Annotated in this window: 15 protein-coding genes; 4 read left to right on the top strand and 11 right to left on the bottom strand. The window is 76.2% G+C overall.

Annotated features, from left to right (window positions below):
• Window positions 1–172 precede the first annotated feature (172 nt).
• Both KDL28_RS17345 and KDL28_RS17350 read left to right on the top strand, forming a co-directional pair.
• Window positions 173–679 carry a VOC family protein gene (locus KDL28_RS17345; protein ID WP_252439864.1) on the top strand — a complete coding sequence of 169 codons (507 nt, stop codon included), beginning with the start codon at window positions 173–175 and terminating at the stop codon, window positions 677–679.
• 142 nt (window positions 680–821) lie between these two features.
• Window positions 822–1,799 carry an anti-sigma factor RsbA family regulatory protein gene (locus KDL28_RS17350; RefSeq protein WP_252439866.1) on the top strand — a complete coding sequence of 326 codons (978 nt, stop codon included), beginning with the start codon at window positions 822–824 and terminating at the stop codon, window positions 1,797–1,799.
• Between the two features lie 6 nt (window positions 1,800–1,805).
• Here KDL28_RS17350 and KDL28_RS17355 read toward each other — a convergent pair whose 3' ends face one another.
• The 7 genes from KDL28_RS17355 to KDL28_RS17385 form a co-directional block, all read right to left on the bottom strand.
• Window positions 1,806–2,630, bottom strand: coding sequence for a GntR family transcriptional regulator (locus tag KDL28_RS17355; protein ID WP_443698374.1), 825 nt, complete (start codon window positions 2,628–2,630; stop codon window positions 1,806–1,808).
• 131 nt (window positions 2,631–2,761) lie between these two features.
• Window positions 2,762–3,592, bottom strand: a complete 831-nt coding sequence (locus tag KDL28_RS17360; RefSeq protein WP_252440098.1) for an ArsR/SmtB family transcription factor — start codon at window positions 3,590–3,592, stop codon at window positions 2,762–2,764.
• 117 nt (window positions 3,593–3,709) lie between these two features.
• Window positions 3,710–4,051 carry a VOC family protein gene (locus KDL28_RS17365; protein ID WP_252439868.1) on the bottom strand — a complete coding sequence of 114 codons (342 nt, stop codon included), beginning with the start codon at window positions 4,049–4,051 and terminating at the stop codon, window positions 3,710–3,712.
• 9 nt (window positions 4,052–4,060) lie between these two features.
• Window positions 4,061–4,273 carry a hypothetical protein gene (locus KDL28_RS41540; RefSeq protein ID WP_308216017.1) on the bottom strand — a complete coding sequence of 71 codons (213 nt, stop codon included), beginning with the start codon at window positions 4,271–4,273 and terminating at the stop codon, window positions 4,061–4,063.
• Between the two features lie 217 nt (window positions 4,274–4,490).
• Window positions 4,491–6,065, bottom strand: coding sequence for an AMP-binding protein (locus KDL28_RS17375; protein ID WP_252439870.1), 1,575 nt, complete (start codon window positions 6,063–6,065; stop codon window positions 4,491–4,493).
• A 357-nt stretch (window positions 6,066–6,422) separates the two neighbouring features.
• Window positions 6,423–7,430: a DUF4349 domain-containing protein gene (locus tag KDL28_RS17380; RefSeq protein ID WP_252439872.1), complete on the bottom strand. Its 1,008-nt coding sequence runs from the start codon at window positions 7,428–7,430 to the stop codon at window positions 6,423–6,425.
• Window positions 7,431–7,585: 155 nt separating this feature from the next.
• Window positions 7,586–8,599, bottom strand: a complete 1,014-nt coding sequence (locus KDL28_RS17385; RefSeq protein ID WP_252439874.1) for a LysR family transcriptional regulator — start codon at window positions 8,597–8,599, stop codon at window positions 7,586–7,588.
• Between the two features lie 70 nt (window positions 8,600–8,669).
• Here KDL28_RS17385 and KDL28_RS17390 point away from each other — a divergent pair, with 70 nt between their 5' ends.
• Window positions 8,670–9,416: a class I SAM-dependent methyltransferase gene (locus tag KDL28_RS17390; RefSeq protein ID WP_252439875.1), complete on the top strand. Its 747-nt coding sequence runs from the start codon at window positions 8,670–8,672 to the stop codon at window positions 9,414–9,416.
• A complete protein-coding gene (locus tag KDL28_RS17395; RefSeq protein WP_252439876.1) occupies window positions 9,413–10,450 on the top strand; it encodes a saccharopine dehydrogenase NADP-binding domain-containing protein in 1,038 nt (345 codons plus the stop codon). Before KDL28_RS17390 ends, KDL28_RS17395 begins: the two co-directional genes overlap by 4 nt.
• 12 nt (window positions 10,451–10,462) lie before the next feature.
• On the opposite strand, the gene KDL28_RS17400 is transcribed toward KDL28_RS17395, so the two are convergent.
• The 4 genes from KDL28_RS17400 to KDL28_RS17415 are packed head-to-tail and all read right to left on the bottom strand — an operon-like array spanning window position 10,463 to window position 16,068.
• The gene (locus KDL28_RS17400) at window positions 10,463–10,963 is read right to left on the bottom strand and encodes a type III secretion system chaperone family protein (RefSeq protein WP_372497002.1); all 501 of its coding nucleotides are present in this window, start codon (window positions 10,961–10,963) and stop codon (window positions 10,463–10,465) included.
• Complete coding sequence (mshA, locus tag KDL28_RS17405) at window positions 10,960–12,264, bottom strand: D-inositol-3-phosphate glycosyltransferase (protein WP_252440115.1); 1,305 nt, start codon at window positions 12,262–12,264, stop codon at window positions 10,960–10,962. The genes KDL28_RS17400 and mshA overlap by 4 nt, the downstream gene beginning before the upstream one ends.
• A 25-nt stretch (window positions 12,265–12,289) precedes the next feature.
• On the bottom strand, window positions 12,290–15,271 hold the full coding sequence (locus KDL28_RS17410) for a sacsin N-terminal ATP-binding-like domain-containing protein (protein WP_252439877.1): 2,982 nt from the start codon (window positions 15,269–15,271) through the stop codon (window positions 12,290–12,292).
• Window positions 15,271–16,068, bottom strand: a complete 798-nt coding sequence (locus tag KDL28_RS17415) for a DUF3027 domain-containing protein (protein WP_252439878.1) — start codon at window positions 16,066–16,068, stop codon at window positions 15,271–15,273. The genes KDL28_RS17410 and KDL28_RS17415 overlap by 1 nt, the downstream gene beginning before the upstream one ends.
• Window positions 16,069–16,094: the final 26 nt, after the last annotated feature.

The following is a 16,094-nucleotide window of genomic DNA, read 5'->3' on the forward strand; positions in this document are numbered from 1 at the left end:
GCGTCGACCCCTCGTCCACCTGCACAGACTACCGGGCGGTACGACCGTGCCCGGCCTCGTACGGGTGTGCGGGCGGTGACGCCGCGCACCCCGCGGGCCCGTCGGATCCGGTTGAAGTCCGCGGGCCCGCCGGTTATGGTTGAACTTGAACGTTCAACTACTGGAGGAAACGATGCCGGTCCAACGCCTCAACCACGCCGTGCTCTACGTCCGCGACGTCGCGCGCAGCGTCGACTTCTACACCGGGGCCCTGGAGTTCCGGGTGATCACCAACATGGGCGGCAAGGCCGCATTCCTGCAGGCGGCGGACTCCACCAACGACCACGACCTTGGCCTGTTCGAGGTCGGCGCGCAGGCCGGCGACTCGCCAGCGGGGCGCGGGACCGTCGGGCTCTACCACCTCGCCTGGGAGGTCGACACCCTCGGCGAGCTGCGGCGCGTCCGCGAGGCGCTGGTCGAGCGCGGCGCACTGGTCGGCGCCTCCGACCACGGCTCCACCAAGGCGCTCTACGCCCACGACCCCGACGGCATCGAGTTCGAGGTCAGCTGGCTGGTGCCGGCCGACCTGCTCGACGGCACCACCGGGATGCGCACCGCGGTCCTCGACCTCGACGCCGAGATCGCCCGCTACGGCGCCGACACCCCGGGTGGCATCGGCGTGTCGGTCGCGGTGCGCTGACCCGCGACGACTCCCCGACCGGGGTCCACACCGTCCACATCGCCCACCTCTTCGCAGCCCGCGGCGGAGCGGGTATCCTGTCGCCCTGCGTGGTCGACCCACCACCGTGAGCGGCGACCCGGACCGGTGATTGAGGAGGCCGATGACCGTCGGCGGAAGTGTGGACCGTGCCGACGGACTCCGTCCCCACGGCTCCCTCGGCACCCTTGAGCACGACGCGTTCCTCTACACGGACGCCTCCACCTACCGCGCCGGGCTGGTCCCGTTCATCCGCGAAGGCCTCGCCCTCGGCGAGCCGGTGCTGGTCGCCGTCCCGCAGCCGGGCCTCGGCCTGCTGCGCGCCGCCCTCGACGACTCCGAGCTGGCCCGCGTGCGCACGGCCGACATGTCGGTCGACGGCCGCAACCCCGGGCGGATCATCGGCTCGGTGCTCACCGCGTTCGTCGCCGAGCACCCCGGCACCCGCGTGCGGATCATCGGCGAGCCCATCTGGGCCGGCCGCGACGCCGCCGAGTACCCGGCCTGCGCCGAGCACGAGGCGCTGATCAACGTGGCGCTCGCCGACGCGCCCGCGTTCATCCGCTGCCCCTACGACGTCACGAAGCTGGAGAAGTCCGTCCTGGTCGACGCCACCCGCACGCACCCGATCATGGCCTCCGACGACGACCGCTGGGCCAGCCCCGGCTACGCCGACCCGGCCGCCGTGGCGATGCTGTTCGACTCGCCGCTCCCGCTCTCCCCGCCCGACGCCGACGTCATGGTCGTCAGCAGCACCACCGGCACCCGCTCGGCCCGGCGCTTCGTGCACGAGTTCGGCACGGCGGCGGGCATGACCGCGGAGCGCCTCGGCGACCTGCGGCTGGCCGTGCAGGAGCTGGTCATCAACACCCTCGTGCACAGCGGCGGGCAGGGCCTGCTCAGCATCTGGACCACCGGCGGGCAGGTCGTCTGCCAGATCCAGGACGGCGGCCGGATCAGCGACCCGCTGGTCGGGCGGCGCCCGCCGGCCCCGCCGGAGGTCGGCCACGGGCTCTACATCGTGCACCAGGTGTGCGACCTGGTCCGCATCCACCGCCGCTCCACCGGCACCACGGTGCGCGTCCACGTCGACGTGCGGTGAGCCTGCCTAGCCTGCGCCCTCCATGCGGTAGCCGTCGCGGGCGGAGAACCGCGCCGTCACGCTGAACCGGTCGGCGCGCACGAGGGTCTGGCGCCACTCGACCGGCGTCCCGCCCGCCAGTCCGATCCGGTCGATCGCGAACGCGGCCACCTCCGGCGCGGTGCCCAGCAGCACCCGCTCGGCCGTCCCCGGCACGACGGCCCGGATGCGCTCGCTGCCGCCGGTCACCCGGACCCCGCACCGCGTCGCGTACTCCGCGTACAGCCCGGTGCGCGCGAAGTCGACCTCCAGCAGCGGCGCCGCCAACCGCTCGGGCAGCCAGACCCGGTCGACGGCCAGCGGCTCGGCGTCGGCCAGCCGCAGCCGCTCCAGGTGCACGAGCGGGGTCGACTCCTCCAGACCGAGCCGGGCCGCGACCACCCCGTCGGCCCGCACGTCGAGCGTGCGCACCACGCTGCGCTGCACCCGCCCGGTGGCCTCCACCGCGCTGAACAGGCTGTAGATCTCCCCGAGCGGCTGCTCGATCTCGGCGGGCTCGGCCCGGCGCGGCGACCGCCCGCGCCCGGCGACGACCACGCCCTCGTCCCGCAGCCGCCGCACCGCCTCGCGCACCGTGTGCCGGCTGACGCCGTACTCGGCGACCAGGGCGAGCTCGCCGGGGAAGGCCGCGCCGAACTCGTCCTGGTCGAGGCGGCGGCGCAGGTCGGCCAGCAGCTGGGCCCACAGCGGGGTGCCGGCCACCCGGCTCAGCGTGCGGGCGGCCATCACCGACCGCCGGCCCCGGACGCGGGCACCGGCCGTCGACCAGCCGTCGCGCACCGCATCGGGCAAGTCTGGTCGGGCGGCACGCCCACCGGCAACTGTTCGTCACCCACGACACCGCCCGGCCCCGGTTCAGGAAAGCCACGATGCTGCCCTGTGGGTTCGGCATCGTGGCTTTCCTGAACTCCGGCGGGGTCGGGTCAGGTGCGGGCGCCGACCCCGGACATCAGGTCGCCGGTCTCCAGCAGCGTCTTCAGGTCGGCGAGCAGCTCGGGCCAGCCGCCGCTGGGCGGCAGCTGGCCGCTGATCGCGCGGTGCATCACGCTGCCGGGGTCGAAGTCGTCGTGGGTCACGGTGAGCCGGACGGCGGCGTCGCCGTGCGGCTCGATCTCGAAGGTGACCTTGGACCGGCGCTCCGCGCTCCGCTCGGCGAACTCCTCCGGCGTCCAGCCGAAGAACTCCGCGTGCTGGGGCTGGAAGCCGTGCCAGCTGTAGGAGAGCCGGCGCGGCGGGTCGGCCTCCAGCACGAGCTGGCCGAGGTCCTTCGGCTCGCTGCCGAGGTCCTGCCAGAGCACCGGGGAGCCGACCGCCCAGTCGGAGTGCAGCTCGGTGCCGCCCCAGTACCGGCGGGTGAACGCCGGGGCGGTCAGCGCCTCCCAGAGGCGCTCGGGGGTCGTGGCGATGTAGGTGGCGTAGACGAACACGGGGTTCTCGGTGCTGGGCACAGTGGCCTCCAGGGCTCGGGTCAGGTCGTCGAGCGCGCGGGCGCGACCGCGGTCGTAGCGGTCGATCCAGCGCTCGGCGATCGCGTTGATCGGCGCCGCGTTCAGGAAGTGCAGCTTCTCCCGCCCGCGCCACGCCGTGGTCACCAGATCGGCCGCCTCCAGGACGGCGAGGTGCTTGCTGACCGACTGCCGGGCCATGTCCAGCCCGGCGCACAGCTCGCGCAGGGTCTGCCCGTTGCGCGCGTTGAGGTCGTCCAGCAGGCGACGCCGGCTCGGGTCGGCCAGCGCCCGGAACACCTCGTCCATCCCCACCTCCGTCATGCAGCCATCTGGCTGCCTAAAAATAAGCAGCCATGCAGCTGCATGTCAAGCACCCCCTCGCCGCGCTCGCCCGCCACCTGCGGACGACCGGGTAGCGCCCGGTCAGGCGGGACCGCCGCCGAACCCGACCTCGTTGCCGTCGGGGTCGCGGAAGAGCGCCTTGCGAACGCCGTTCGGGTAGGTCTCGCGCTGCACCGGTTCGATGCCGCGCTCGGCGATCGCGGCGATGCGGGCGTCGAAGTCGTCGACGAAGACCGTGTGCAGGGCGTGCCCGGCGTGCTCGGCGCCCTCCTCGATGAACAGCGAGCGGTGCTCGGCCAGCTCCCACACCGCCTCGGTGTCGGAGGCGATGAAGTCGGGCTCCGAGCCGAGCAGGCGCGTGTACCAGGCCAGCGCGGCCGGGTAGTCGCGGACGTAGATCCCGGCGAAGAGGTCGAGTGCCATCGCGGGCCCCTATCCCGCCGACGGCGGCAGGACCGCCGCCGCGACGATCGCGCTGGTGGACATGCTCGGGGACGCGCCCAGGAGCTCTTGCCGTCGACCGGTCTCGTGCACGGCGACAGCAGAGCACGCCACCCCGACGATCCGGACCCGGGTCAGTGCGACGCGCACGGCCTCGGTCACGCCGTCGACGAAGCGGAACGGGGCCCCGAGGTTGACGACCACCAGCGCCGAGGCATCGGCGGGATCGTCAGTCGCGGGTAGGGCGGGGTCCCCGCGAGCTGGTAGAGGTCGTCGACGATGGGCAGCGGCGGCGCGGGAGCCCGGGAGACGTACTCCATCGGCCGACAATCGACGAACGCACCGGCCGGCCGGTGCGGCCGGCCGGTGCGGCCGGCCGGTGCGTTTCGCCGCGGACCCGTTGGCGGTCGGACCGGTGGGCTCAGCCCGTCGCGGTCTCCCGGGCGCGCAGGTCCTTGCGCAGGATCTTGCCGGAGGACGACTTCGGGATCTCGGAGATGAACTCCACCACCCGCACCTTCTTGTGCGGGGCGATCCGCTCGGCCACGAACGACATGACCTCGTCCTCGCTGAGGTCGTCGGCGTTCGCCTGGCGGACGACGAACGCCTTGGGGACCTCCTCGCCCTCGGCGTCGCGCACGCCGATCACCGCGGCGTCGGCGATGCGGTCGTTGGTGAGCAGCAGGGCCTCCAGCTCGGCCGGGGGCACCTGGTAGCCCTTGTACTTGATCAGCTCCTTGACGCGGTCGACGATGGTGAACACGCCGTCGTCGGTGACGGTGGCGACGTCGCCGGTGTGCAGGTAGCCGTCGGCGTCCAGGGTGATGGCGGTGGCCTCGGGGTTGTTCAGGTAGCCCGACATCACGTTCGGGCCCTTCACCCACAGCTCGCCGCGCCCGCCCGGGCCGACCTCCTCGCCGGACTCCGGGTCGACGAGCTTGCACTCGATGTTGGGCAGCGCGACCCCGACGCTGTTGAGGTCGGCGTCGTCGTCCTCCTCGCGCATCGAGTGGCTGACGGGGCTGAGCTCGGTCATGCCGTAGCCCTGCCGGACGCGGGTGCCCAGGCGCTTGGCCACGGCCCGGCCCAGCTCGGCGTCCAGCGGGGCGGCGCCGGAGAAGATGATCTCGATGCTGGACAGGTCGTACTGGTCGACGACCGGGTGCTTGGCCAGCGCGACCGCGATCGGCGGGGCGATGTAGACGTAGGTGACCTTGTGCTCGGCGATGACCCGCAGGAAGTCGGTCAGGTCGAAGCGCGGCATCGTGACGACCGTGGCGCGCTTGTGGATGCCGTTGTTCATCATCACGGTCATCCCGTAGATGTGGAAGAACGGCAGCACCGCAAGGATCTTCGACTCGGTGTTGACGCCGGTCAGCGCGCCGAACTGGACCAGGTTGGCCACCAGGTTGCGGTGGGTCAGGATCACGCCCTTGGCCCGGCCGGTGGTGCCCGACGAGTACGGCAGCACCGCGATGTCGGTGGCGCCCACCGTCTGCGCAGGCGGCTCGGCCGTGGTGCTGATCAGGTCGATCAGCGAGGTGTGGCCCTCGACCGGGTCGAGGGTGATGACCGCTTCCGGGGGCAGGCCGGCCTGCTCGGCCGCGGCGGTGGCCCGGTCGAGGAAGGCCGAGACGGTGACCAGCAGCTTGGCCCCGGAGTCGGTCAGCTGGTGGGCCAGCTCGCCGGGGGTGTAGAGCGAGTTCGCGCTGGTCACGACCGCGTTGGCGCGCAGGACGCCGTGGAACACCGCGGCGTAGTACGGCGTGTTGGGGGCGAACAGGCCGACCACGTCGCCCGCGGCGATGCCGCGCTCTGCCAGCCCCGCGGCGATCTTGTCGACCATGTCCTCGAGCTGGTCGAAGGTCAGCGACGCTCCGCTGATCCCGTCGACGAACGCGGTGGCCCCGCCCCGGTCCCCGAAGCCGGAGAACAGGAAGTCGTACAGGGACACCTCGGGGATCTCGACGTCCGGGTACGGGCTGCGGACAACCATGCGGGGGCTCCTCTGCGAGTGGCGGGACCGGACACCGGGGTCCGGAACGGGCCAAGCCTAGGCCCAGCGCGGCTCCGGTGACATAAGATCAAACACTCGAAAGGCCCAGTCGTCCGGGCTTGTTCAACCTGTCACGGAGTGTCATGGTGTGCATCGCCGGACCGGACGGAACCCCCCTCCCGTCCTCCGGACCCGGGAACGGCGCCCCCCTCGCCACCCCGGGACGGTCGCCGACGACCGCGTGACGCCCCCGATTGCGCGGTCCCGGCGACCGGTCGGACGGTGGAGCGACCCGAGTCCATGACTCCCCCTCGGTTCCCGGGTCGCTCCGCCCCCGCCCCTCGCCCCCTCGTCCGGTCAGGGTGCGGCGCCCGGGGCGGGCGACCCGCCTGCCGGGGCGGGCGCCGGGGTCCGGCGCCCGCGCGCCAACCGCCGCACCAGCAGCACCAGCAGCAGCCCGACCACCACGAGCGGCAGCAGCGGCAGCACGAAGCCCACCACGGCGGCCGCCGCCGTGCCGACCGCGAGCAGCCCCGACCACCCGGCGGCCAGCCCGTCGGCGAACCCGGCCGGGCCGTCCGGCTCGACCGGCGGCACCGGCGCCCCCGGTCCGCGCAGGTCGACGGTCAGCGTGGACATGGCCACCTGGTCGCGCAGCGCGGCCAGCCGCGACACCAGCGAGTCCAGTTCGGCCTCCCGGTCGGCCAGCTCCGACTCGATGGCGACGATGTCGCCGATCGTCTGCGCCTGCGCGAGCAGCGTCCGCACCCGGTCGACGCTGGCCCGCTGGCTGGCGACCCGCGCGTCGAGGTCGGTGACCTGCTCGGTGGCGTCGGACACCTGCGCCGAGCGCTGCACCACCTTGCCCAGCCCGGCGATGTCGTCGACGAGCCGGTCGAGGGAGTCCGCGGGCACCCGCAGCGTCAGCCAGCCGCCGGTGTCGCCGGACTGCTCCTCCACCACGATCCCGCCGACCGCGGCCGCCGCCGTGCGCACCTGGCGGGTGCGGGCCCCGGTGTCGTCCACCTCGATGCTGAGCTGGGCGCTGCGGATCAGGTCGCGCCCGACGGTGCCGGTCGGGACGTTCCCGACGGAGGCGTCGCGGTCGGCCGTCGAGCCGGCGGCCTCGCCGGAGGGCATCGACGAGGGCGCGGGCGCCGGGGCGCCCACCTCCGCCGACGCGTCCCCGGCCTCCGAGTTCGGCCCGTAGTCGGATCCGGCGCCGTAGTCGGGCATGGACGGGGCCACGGCCGACGTCCCCGAGCCGCCCCACACCCCGCCGCCCGACGACGACGTCCGCGACTGCGCACCGAGCACCGCGGCGGACCCCCCGGCCACCACGACACCCACCACGACCGCCGTCACGACCACGGCCCTGCGGCTCGGCCACCGCAGCCGCCGCCCGCCGGACCTCCACCCCGCCCACCGCGCCATCGCCCTCACCCCTCCGCCGACCCGGTCCGTCCGGGGTCGTCGGGCACAGGACGCTCGGGGCGCCGCCCGCGGTTGGACGGCCCGGATCACGATCCGGTCTCGGATGTGCCCGACGGGAGCGGCTTACGCCCCACGGGCGCTTCCGGGGCCCCGGCGGCGAGGGCCCCGGCCAGCTCGGTGAGCAGTCCCAGCATCGCGGTCACCGCGGGCAGCCGCTGCGGCGGTGCCGCCGACAGGGCGTACAGCCGCCGGGTGGGAAGCTCCGGGGCGGTCGGGCGCAGCACCACGCCGTCGCGCACGGCCGCGCGGGCCAGCGTCGGCACCAGCGTGACGCCCGCGCCCGCCGCGACCAGCGCCTGCTTGCCGTTCCAGTCCTCGCAGAAGAACCCGATCCGCGGCGGACCGCCCAGCGCCGCGGCCAGCTGCGGGATCGGGCCGAGGCAGTCCGGGTGACCCCCTTCGATCCACATCTCGTCGCGGAGCCCGGCCAGCGGCACCGGGTCCGCGCCGGCCAGCGGGTGCCCGGCAGGCAGGGCCACGCTGAGCCGCTCGTCCAGCAGCGGCAGGAGGTCGAGGCCTGCCAGGTCGCGGTCGGTCAGCGCGACGGCGTCCGGATCGGTGCGGGCGGCCGCGGGGTGGGCGTAGAGCTGCCAGGACGTCAGCAGCGCGAGGTCCACCCGCCCGCCGCGGACCGCGGGCAGCGGCCCGTCCGGGTCGGACTGCACGAGGCTGAGGGCGATGCCCGGGTGGTCGCGGCCGAACCGGCGGATCGCCGCGGGCACCAGCGCCGCGTTGGCGCTGGGGAACGCCGACAGGCGCAGCTCACCGGCCGCGAGCCCGCCGAACGCGCCCATCCGGGCCTCCAGCGCCGCCATCCGGGCCAGCACGTCCCGGGCCAGCTCGACGGCGACCCCACCGGGCCCGGTCGGGCGGGTGCCGCGGTGGACCCTGCGGAACAGGGGCACGCCCAGCCGCCGCTCCAGGCCGGCGACCTGCCGCGACACCGCGGGCTGGGTCATCGACAGGGCCTGCGCCGCGGCCGAGAACGAGCCGTGGTCGGCGACCTCGACGAGCACCCGCAGGCTCCACGCATCCAGCATGCGCCCAGGTTATGGCAGCGATGCCTGATCCGTAGTGGCGCGCATGGCAGATCCGCCGCACGCTCGCTCCATGCATGCAGAAACCCTGGACGTCACGGCGCAGGTGCTGGCCGAGCAACTGGAGTTCCTGGGCGCGTGGCTGCCCGCCCCACCGGCCCGGGTGCTCGACGCCGGGTGCGGGCGTGGCGCGCTGGCGGCGGCGCTGGCCGAGCGGGGCTACCGGGTCACCGCCGTCGACACCGACCCCGACGCGGTCGCCGCGGCCGGGCGCGCCGGGGTGCCGGCCGTGCGGGCCGACATCGCCGGGTTCACCGGCGGCCCGTTCGACGCCGTCGTGTTCTCGCTGTCGCTGCACCACGTCGGGCGCCTGGACGACGCCGTCGCCCGGGCCGCCGCGCTGCTCGCGCCGGACGGGGTGCTCGTCGTCGACGAGTTCGGGTGGGACCGCGCCGACCGGGCCACCGCGACCTGGTTCCACGACGTCCACGCCCTGCTGGACGCGGCGGGGGTGCTGCGCCCCGGCGCGGGCCGGGGACCCGCGCCCGACCCCCTGCGGCGCTGGCGCCACCACCACCGCGACGAGGACCCGATGCACCCCGCGGCGGACATGCTGCGCTCGATCGCCGGACCGTTCCGCGTCGTCGCCGAGGCCCGCGTCCCCTACCTGCACCGCTACCTCGGCGGCCACCTGGGCGACGGTCCGGGGGCACCGGGCGTCTTCGCCGCCCTGCGCGAGGTCGAGGCCCTGCGGGTCGACCAGGGCGCACTCCAACCGCTCGGGCTGCGGGTCGTCGCCCGCCGCAAGGACGCGGCATGAGCCGGCGCGACCTCGTGGTCCTGGGCGGGTACGGCGCCACCGGCCGGGAGGTCGCCCGGGCGCTGGCCGGGTGGTTCCCCGGCCGGGTGGTCGTGGCCGGCCGCGACCTCGCCCGCGCCCGCGAGCTGGCCTGGGCCCTACCGGGCGCGGTGCGCGCGATCCGGGTGGACGTCGAGCGGCCGGCGGAGGTCGCCGCGGCGGCCGGGTCGGCGGCCGTCGTCGTGATGTGCGTCGAGCGGGCCAACCCCGCCGTGGCCCGCACCTGCGTCGAGCGCGGCGCGCACTACGTGGACATCTGCGCGACCAGCCCGGTGCTCGCCCGGATCGAGGACCTGCACGGGGCCGCGGTCGCCCGCGGCACGACGGTGGCGCTCAGCGTGGGCCTGGCGCCCGGGCTGACCAACGTGCTGGCCGCGGCGTGCGTGCGGCGCCTGCCCGACGCGACCGGCGTCGACCTCACCGTGCTGCTCGGCACGGCGGGCGACCACGGCCCGGACGCGCTCCGCTGGCTCGTCGAGCAGCTCGCCGCACCGCGACCGGGCGCCCGGCGGCAGCGGGTCGAGCTGCCGGGGAGCGGGACCCGCACCGCGTACCCGTTCGGGTTCTCCGACCAGCACGCGCTCGCCGCCTCGCTCGGCATCCCGGTCACCACCCGGCTCTGCCTCGACTCCGCCCCGCTGACCGGCGCGCTGTTCGCGCTGCGCCGGGCCGGGCTGTTCACCGCGCTGCGGCGGCTGGGCGCGGACGGGCCGCTGGTCGGGGCGATGGCGCGGATCGGGTTCGGGTCGGACCGGTGGGTGGTCCACGCGGCGGCCACGGGCGCAGGCGGCCGGCGGCGCTGGGCGGCGGCCTCCGGGCACGGCGAGAGCGCCGCGACCGCGCGGGTGGCCGCGCACGTCGCCGCCCTGCTCGACACCGGCACCGCCCCGGCCGGGGTGCACCACCTCGACCGGCTCGTCGAGCCGGACGCGTTCCTGGACCGGCTGCGGGCCGACGGCGTCGCGCTGCACGGCGCGGTGGCCGTGCCCGCGTGACCCGGCCGCCCCTCAGTTGAAGAGGTGCTCGAAGGCCCGCAGGTTGGCCGTCGACTCCCCGCGCTCCCGGCGCCAGGCGTGCTCGCGCCGGATCGACCCCGCGAAGCCGATCTCCAGCAGCGTGTTGAAGTCGTTGTCGGCGGCGTCGAGCACCTGGCCCAGCACCCGGTCGACCTCGTCGGCGTCGACGGCGCGCAGGCTGATCCGGCCGATCAGGTGGATGTCGCCGATGCGGTCGAGCGCGTAGTGGACCCCGTAGAGGCGGGCGTTGCGCTGCAGCAGGAACCGGTAGACGGCCTCGTGGGCCTCGTCGGGCTTGCGGCACACGAACGCCTGCACGAACAGGGCGTGGTCGCGGACGACGAGCCAGCAGTGGGTCTGCAGGCGGTTGGTGCCCGGCAGCGTGACCATGTACTCGCCCGGCGCGCGGCGGTGGTGCTCGACGTCCATGTCGGCCAGCGCCGCCGCGAGGGTGGCGTCGACCTGCTCCTCATCGATCCCGGCGGGGTTCACCCGGTCATCCTTTCCAGGATCCGGCGCTGCCGCGCGGCGAACTCGTTGGCCGCGCCGGTGTAGGTGGCGAGCAGGGCGTCGGTGGTGCGGTCCCAGGAGAACCCGCGGGCGTGCCCGACGGCGGCGCGGCCGAGCTCGTCGCGCCGGGCGGGCACCAGGGCGACGGCGGCGAGCGCGTCGGCCCACTGGGTGGAGCCGTGCCCGGGCACCAGCAGCCCCGAGCGCCCGTCGGCCACCGCGACGGGCAGCCCGCCCACGGCGGCCGCGACGACCGGCGTGCCGCAGGCCTGGGCCTCGAGGGCGACCAGCCCGAAGGACTCGTTGTGGCTGGGCACGGCGACGGCGTCGGCGGCCCGGTAGACGTGCACGAGGCCGTCGGCGGTCTGCGGCGGGAGGAACCGCAGCACGTCGGTGATGCCCAGCGACGCCCCCAGCTGCTGCAGCGCGGTGGGCGCGGCCAGGCCGCTGCCCGACGGCCCGCCGGCCACCAGCACGACCAGCCGGGAGCGCAGCGCCGGGTCGCGGCGCAGCAGCTCGGCGGCGGCGCGCAGCAGCACGTCGGGGGCCTTGAGCGGCTGGATGCGCCCGGCGAAGGCGAGCACCACGGCGTCCGGGGCGATGCCGAGCGCGCGGCGCGCGGCCTGCCGCGAGCCGGGGGTGAAGCGGTCGAGGTCGACGCCGGGCGGGACGGTGACGGTGCGGGCCGGGTCGGCGCCGTAGAGCTCGACGAGCTCGCGGACCTCGGCGTCGGTGTTGGCGATGAGCCGGTCTGCCTCGGCGACCACCTGGTCCTCGCCGATGACGCGGACCATCGGCTCGGGCGGGTCGCCCGCGGCCAGCGCGGCGTTCTTCACCCGGGCCAGGGTGTGGGCGCTGTGCACCAGCGGCACGCCCCAGCGGTCGCGGGCCAGCCAGCCGACCTGCCCGGACAACCAGTAGTGCGAGTGCACGACGTCGTAGTACCCGGGTTCGTGGCGGGCCTCGGTGCGCAGCACCCCGGCGGTGAACGCGCAGAGCTGGCTGGGCAGGTCGTGCTTGCCCAGCCCCTCGTAGGGCCCGGCCGCCACGTGCCGCACGAGCACGCCCGGCGCCAGCTCGACGACCGGCGGGTGCTCCGAGGAGGTCGCCCGGGTGAAGATCTCGACGTCGACCCCGCGCTGCGCCATCCGGGTGGCGGTCTGCACGACGTAGACGTTCATCCCGCCGGCGTCGCCCGTTCCCGGCTGCTCCAAGGGCGACGTGTGCACGGAGAGCAGGCAGACCCTCGTCGGTCGCCGCCAATGGCTGACATGGGACACGATCCTGTGTAGCACGCGCCGGGGTGACCTAATCCTGGTCCGTTCCGCCGCCGAGCAGGCCCAGGAGGGCGCGCACGGGATCGGCCGCATGCCACGTCCCGGCGGCGTCGCGCCAGGCCGGGACGGTGAACCGGCCGGTCGAGGGCCGGGTGACGGCCACGGTGAGCGCCTCGTGGCGGCGCAGCTCGCCGTCGGGCACGGGGACGCCGAGTACGTCACAGGTGAGCACGATCTCGCCCAGGGCCGACCAGCGGACCGGCTCGCCGGCGCCCTCCACCTCGGCCGCGACGACCTCGGAGGCCAGCGGCAGGTCCAGCAGTTCGGCCAGGGCGGCCGGGTCGCCGCCGACCACGACCTCGCCGGGCGGCAGCACCGCGCCCAGCCAGACGTCGTCGAGCACGACGGCGAGGTCGACGTCGACGACCGTGCCGTCCAGCGCCCGGACCCGCTCGGGCAGCGCCAGGTCGTCGGCCAGCACGTCGCCGCGGGCGACCGACTCGGAGAGCGCGGCGTGCGCCCTGGCGATCAGCGCGGCGTCCGGGTGGCGGTCGGGGTCGGTGAGCCGCAGCAGCAGGTCGTCGGCCGAGGCGGTGTCACGGATGCGCAGGTCGGCGCGCACCCCGATCGCCGCCAGCACCTGCTCGTCCACCGGTCGTGAGCGCGTTTCGCGGTCCGGACCGGGATCCTCGCTCACGTCCTCGTGGAGGGCGGCCAGGTCGATGGCCGAGGACAGCCGCCAGTGGGCGGGGCGGTGGCCGCCGAGGCGGGCGTGCCGGGACAGCCACCACTGCGTGTACGAGCCGGGGGTGAGCAGCGCCTCCCGGGTCTCCCGCTCGCCGGCCAGCAGGGCCAGCGCGGCCGGCCAGGCCTCGTCGTCGACGAGGTCGAGGTCGCGCACGGCGACCAGCCGGGCGGGCGGCCCGTCCAGCCCGTCCCACCAGTCCTCCTCGCCGTCGAGGTCGTGGTCGGGGCCCAGCGGCTCCTCGTCGACCAGCACGACGAACCCGTCGACGACGCCGACGGTGGTCAGCACCGCGCGGTCGAACCGGGCCGCCCAGGCCGGGTCGAGCACGTCCAGCCCCGCGTCCGGGGCCAGCAGCGGGCGCAGCGCGGCGTCCGGGAGCACCAGCTCGTCGGCCCGCGCGGGGCGACCGCGCTCGTCGGGCAGGGCGAGCGCGGCCAGGCCGGGACGCCCGGCGCCGCCCCCGGTCGCGGCGACCAGCCCGAGCACGGCGGCGGCCAGCGGGGCCGGGTCGAGGCCGGCGTCGGCGTCGTCCAGCGAGCGGTCGACCGCCTCGGCCAGCGCCGGGTGCTCCAGCAGCGCCGCCGGGTCGGCGGCGCGGGCGCCCAGGCGCACCAGCAGGGGGTGCACGGCGTCGACGTGGGCGATGTGGAGGCCGGGCAGGCCCAGCGCGGCCACCGCGGCGACGGCCGGGTCGGGCGCGGCTCCCGATCCCGCCCCCGGCAGCAGCACCGTGGCCGGGCCGGCGGCGGTGCGGTCGTCGGCCAGCGGGACCGGCAGCGCGCGCAGCTCGTCGAGCAGCCCGGGCACGTCCTCGGCGACCGGCGCCAGCTCGGCGTACAGCTCCCGCCACCACGACGGCGGCCGCTCGATCCCGAACAGCCGCGACACCAGGTCGATGGCGCTCACCCTGGCCACGCCCAGGGCGGCGGGCGGGGCCGGGTCGGTGGCGGCGAGCCTGTCGAAGCCGGCCGCGGCCAGCCGGGCGCGCAGCGAGTCGGGGGCGCCGGGCAGGTCGAGCCACTCGGCGCCGCCCGGGGCCAGCTCGGCACCGGACGCGCCCGGCAGCCAGCGGGCCGCGCGCAGCGCGTCGACCAGGAGCTCGCGCAGCCTGCCGTCGAGCTCGGAGCGCGGGAAGCCGACCTCGGGCACCAGCGCGACCCGCTGCCCGGGCGCGACCGCGGCGACCAGGTCGAGGTAGGCCGCGACCGCCCCGGCCAGCACGGCGTCGGTCGCCCGGCCGGGCCGCACGCGGCGGCGGTCGGGCTCCACGGGCACCGTGGCGATCAGCCGGGCCGGCAGGGCGAGCCGCTCGGTGGTGGGCGTGGGCGCGTGCAGGACCTCGTCGGAGAGCGGTTCGGGCGCCCCGGACGCGGCCAGCGGCAGCGCCCAGCAGACCGACCAGCTGCGCCGGGACCGCTGCTCGGCGCCCTGCCCCCGGGTGGCGTCCTCGTCGAGGGTGCCGGTGGCGCGGGCCAGCAGCCAGCGCCGCCCGCCGACGACGACCTCGCCCGGGCGCTCCCCCGGCTCGCGGCGCACCGGCTCGCGCCCGGCCACCGCGACCTCGACCAGGTCGGGCAGGGCGACCAGCAGGTCGACGGCGGTGGCGGCGGCCCGGTCGAGCAGGGCGGCGCCGTCGACGCCGGGGCGCAGCGGCAGCCGCACCTCGGTGTCGTAGCCGGCGGGCGGGGCCGGGACGCCAGGGGCGCCGACCGCCGCGGCCAGCTCCTCCAGGTCCCAGGCCAGCCGCAGGATCGGCGGCTCGCCGCGGCGGGCCAGCTCGGCGGCGGGCCCGGCCAGCCCGGCCACGGCCGCCGCCGTGCGCTCGGCGGAGAACCCGATCCCGCCCCAGCGGTCGTCGGCGGGCCCGGTCCGGGAGACGATCCGCGGCGCGTCCGACAGCGGCAGCACGGCCGCGAACCCCACCCCGAACAGGCCGACGGCGCCCGGGTCGTCGCGCTTGGCCGAGGCCCGCAGCGAGGCCAGCGCGGCCACCCCGGCGACGTCCAGCCCGGCCCCGGTGTTGGCCACCCGCAGCTCGGGGCCGCCCGGCCCGTCGACCAGCGCGAGGGCCAGCCTGCCGGGCACCCCGGCCGCCCTGGCCGCGTCGGCGGCGTTCTGCGCGAGCTCGACGAGCCACGCGTCGGCGTAGCCGCCGAGGCGCAGGTCCTCCTCCGCGTTGGCGTCCTCGCGGAACCGGGTCGGCGAGGCCGCCCAGGAGTCGAGGACCCCGGCCCGGAGGGCGGCGGTCCCGTACCGGTCGCCCACTACCGGCCGGCCGGCTCCAGCTCGACCCCGTCGTCGTAGACGAGCTCGCTCACGGTGACCGGGGACGAGGTGTCGGCGACGACGTCGGAGTGCGCGCCGCAGCCGTAGCCGACCGCGACGACGGAGCCGTCGGCCGGGGAGTAGCGGTTGCCGCAGGCGCCGAACGAGCCGCGCAGGGAGCCGGCCAGCGGCAGGAAGAACCCGCAGGTGCCGCACTGGCCGGGCGCCGAGCGGGCCATGTCGGCGCCGGGGCCGTGCGCGCCGTCGGACCAGCGCTGGGCGGTGTCCTCGCGACCGGAGCGGGACAGCACCCGGACCCGGCCCAGGCCCACCTCCACGGCGACCTCCTCGACGGCGGGGTCGTCGGAGGCGAGGTAGCCGGGGACCAGCCGGTCGTCGTCGGGGGCGGTGGGCAGCAGGTCGCCGACGCCGAGGTCGCCGGGGCGGACCCGCTCCTCCCACGGCACCCAGGCCGGGGCGACCAGCGCGTCCGGGCCGGGCTGCAGCACGACCTCGCAGACGGTGATCGGGCCGTCCGCGCAGGCGGCGAGCGTGACCGACCAGCGCCAGCCGCGGTAGCCGTCGCGCTCGGCGGCGAAGTAGTGGGTGACGACGCCGTCGAACTCGGGGGTGGGCTCGTCCGCGATCTCGGTGACGACGTCGAGGTGCTCGCCGACGGCGGCCGCGGCGGCGTCGGCGCCGAGGTCGGCGGCGGCCTCCTCCTCGGCGGCTGCCCTGGCCCGGGCCACCGCGTCGACGAGCCGCTGGGGCGGGTTCACGACTGGTGGGGCGGTCACGTCGGCGATTGTGCCATCCTCCCCGC

The organism is Pseudonocardia humida (assembly GCF_023898865.1).
GTDB classification, from domain to species: domain Bacteria; phylum Actinomycetota; class Actinomycetes; order Mycobacteriales; family Pseudonocardiaceae; genus Pseudonocardia; species Pseudonocardia humida.

Bases quoted from the DNA above. Each gene is read 5' to 3' on its own strand.
- KDL28_RS17390 (WP_252439875.1), top strand. From the start codon at position 8,670: ATGCATGCAGAAACCCTGGACGTCACGGCGCAGGTGCTGGCCGAGCAA.
- KDL28_RS17360 (WP_252440098.1), bottom strand. From the start codon at position 3,592: ATGGACGAGGTGTTCCGGGCGCTGGCCGACCCGAGCCGGCGTCGCCTG.
- KDL28_RS17345 (WP_252439864.1), top strand. From the start codon at position 173: ATGCCGGTCCAACGCCTCAACCACGCCGTGCTCTACGTCCGCGACGTC.
- KDL28_RS17385 (WP_252439874.1), bottom strand. From the start codon at position 8,599: ATGCTGGATGCGTGGAGCCTGCGGGTGCTCGTCGAGGTCGCCGACCAC.
- KDL28_RS17350 (WP_252439866.1), top strand. From the start codon at position 822: ATGACCGTCGGCGGAAGTGTGGACCGTGCCGACGGACTCCGTCCCCAC.
- KDL28_RS17375 (WP_252439870.1), bottom strand. From the start codon at position 6,065: ATGGTTGTCCGCAGCCCGTACCCGGACGTCGAGATCCCCGAGGTGTCC.
- KDL28_RS17365 (WP_252439868.1), bottom strand. From the start codon at position 4,051: ATGGCACTCGACCTCTTCGCCGGGATCTACGTCCGCGACTACCCGGCC.
- KDL28_RS17395 (WP_252439876.1), top strand. From the start codon at position 9,413: ATGAGCCGGCGCGACCTCGTGGTCCTGGGCGGGTACGGCGCCACCGGC.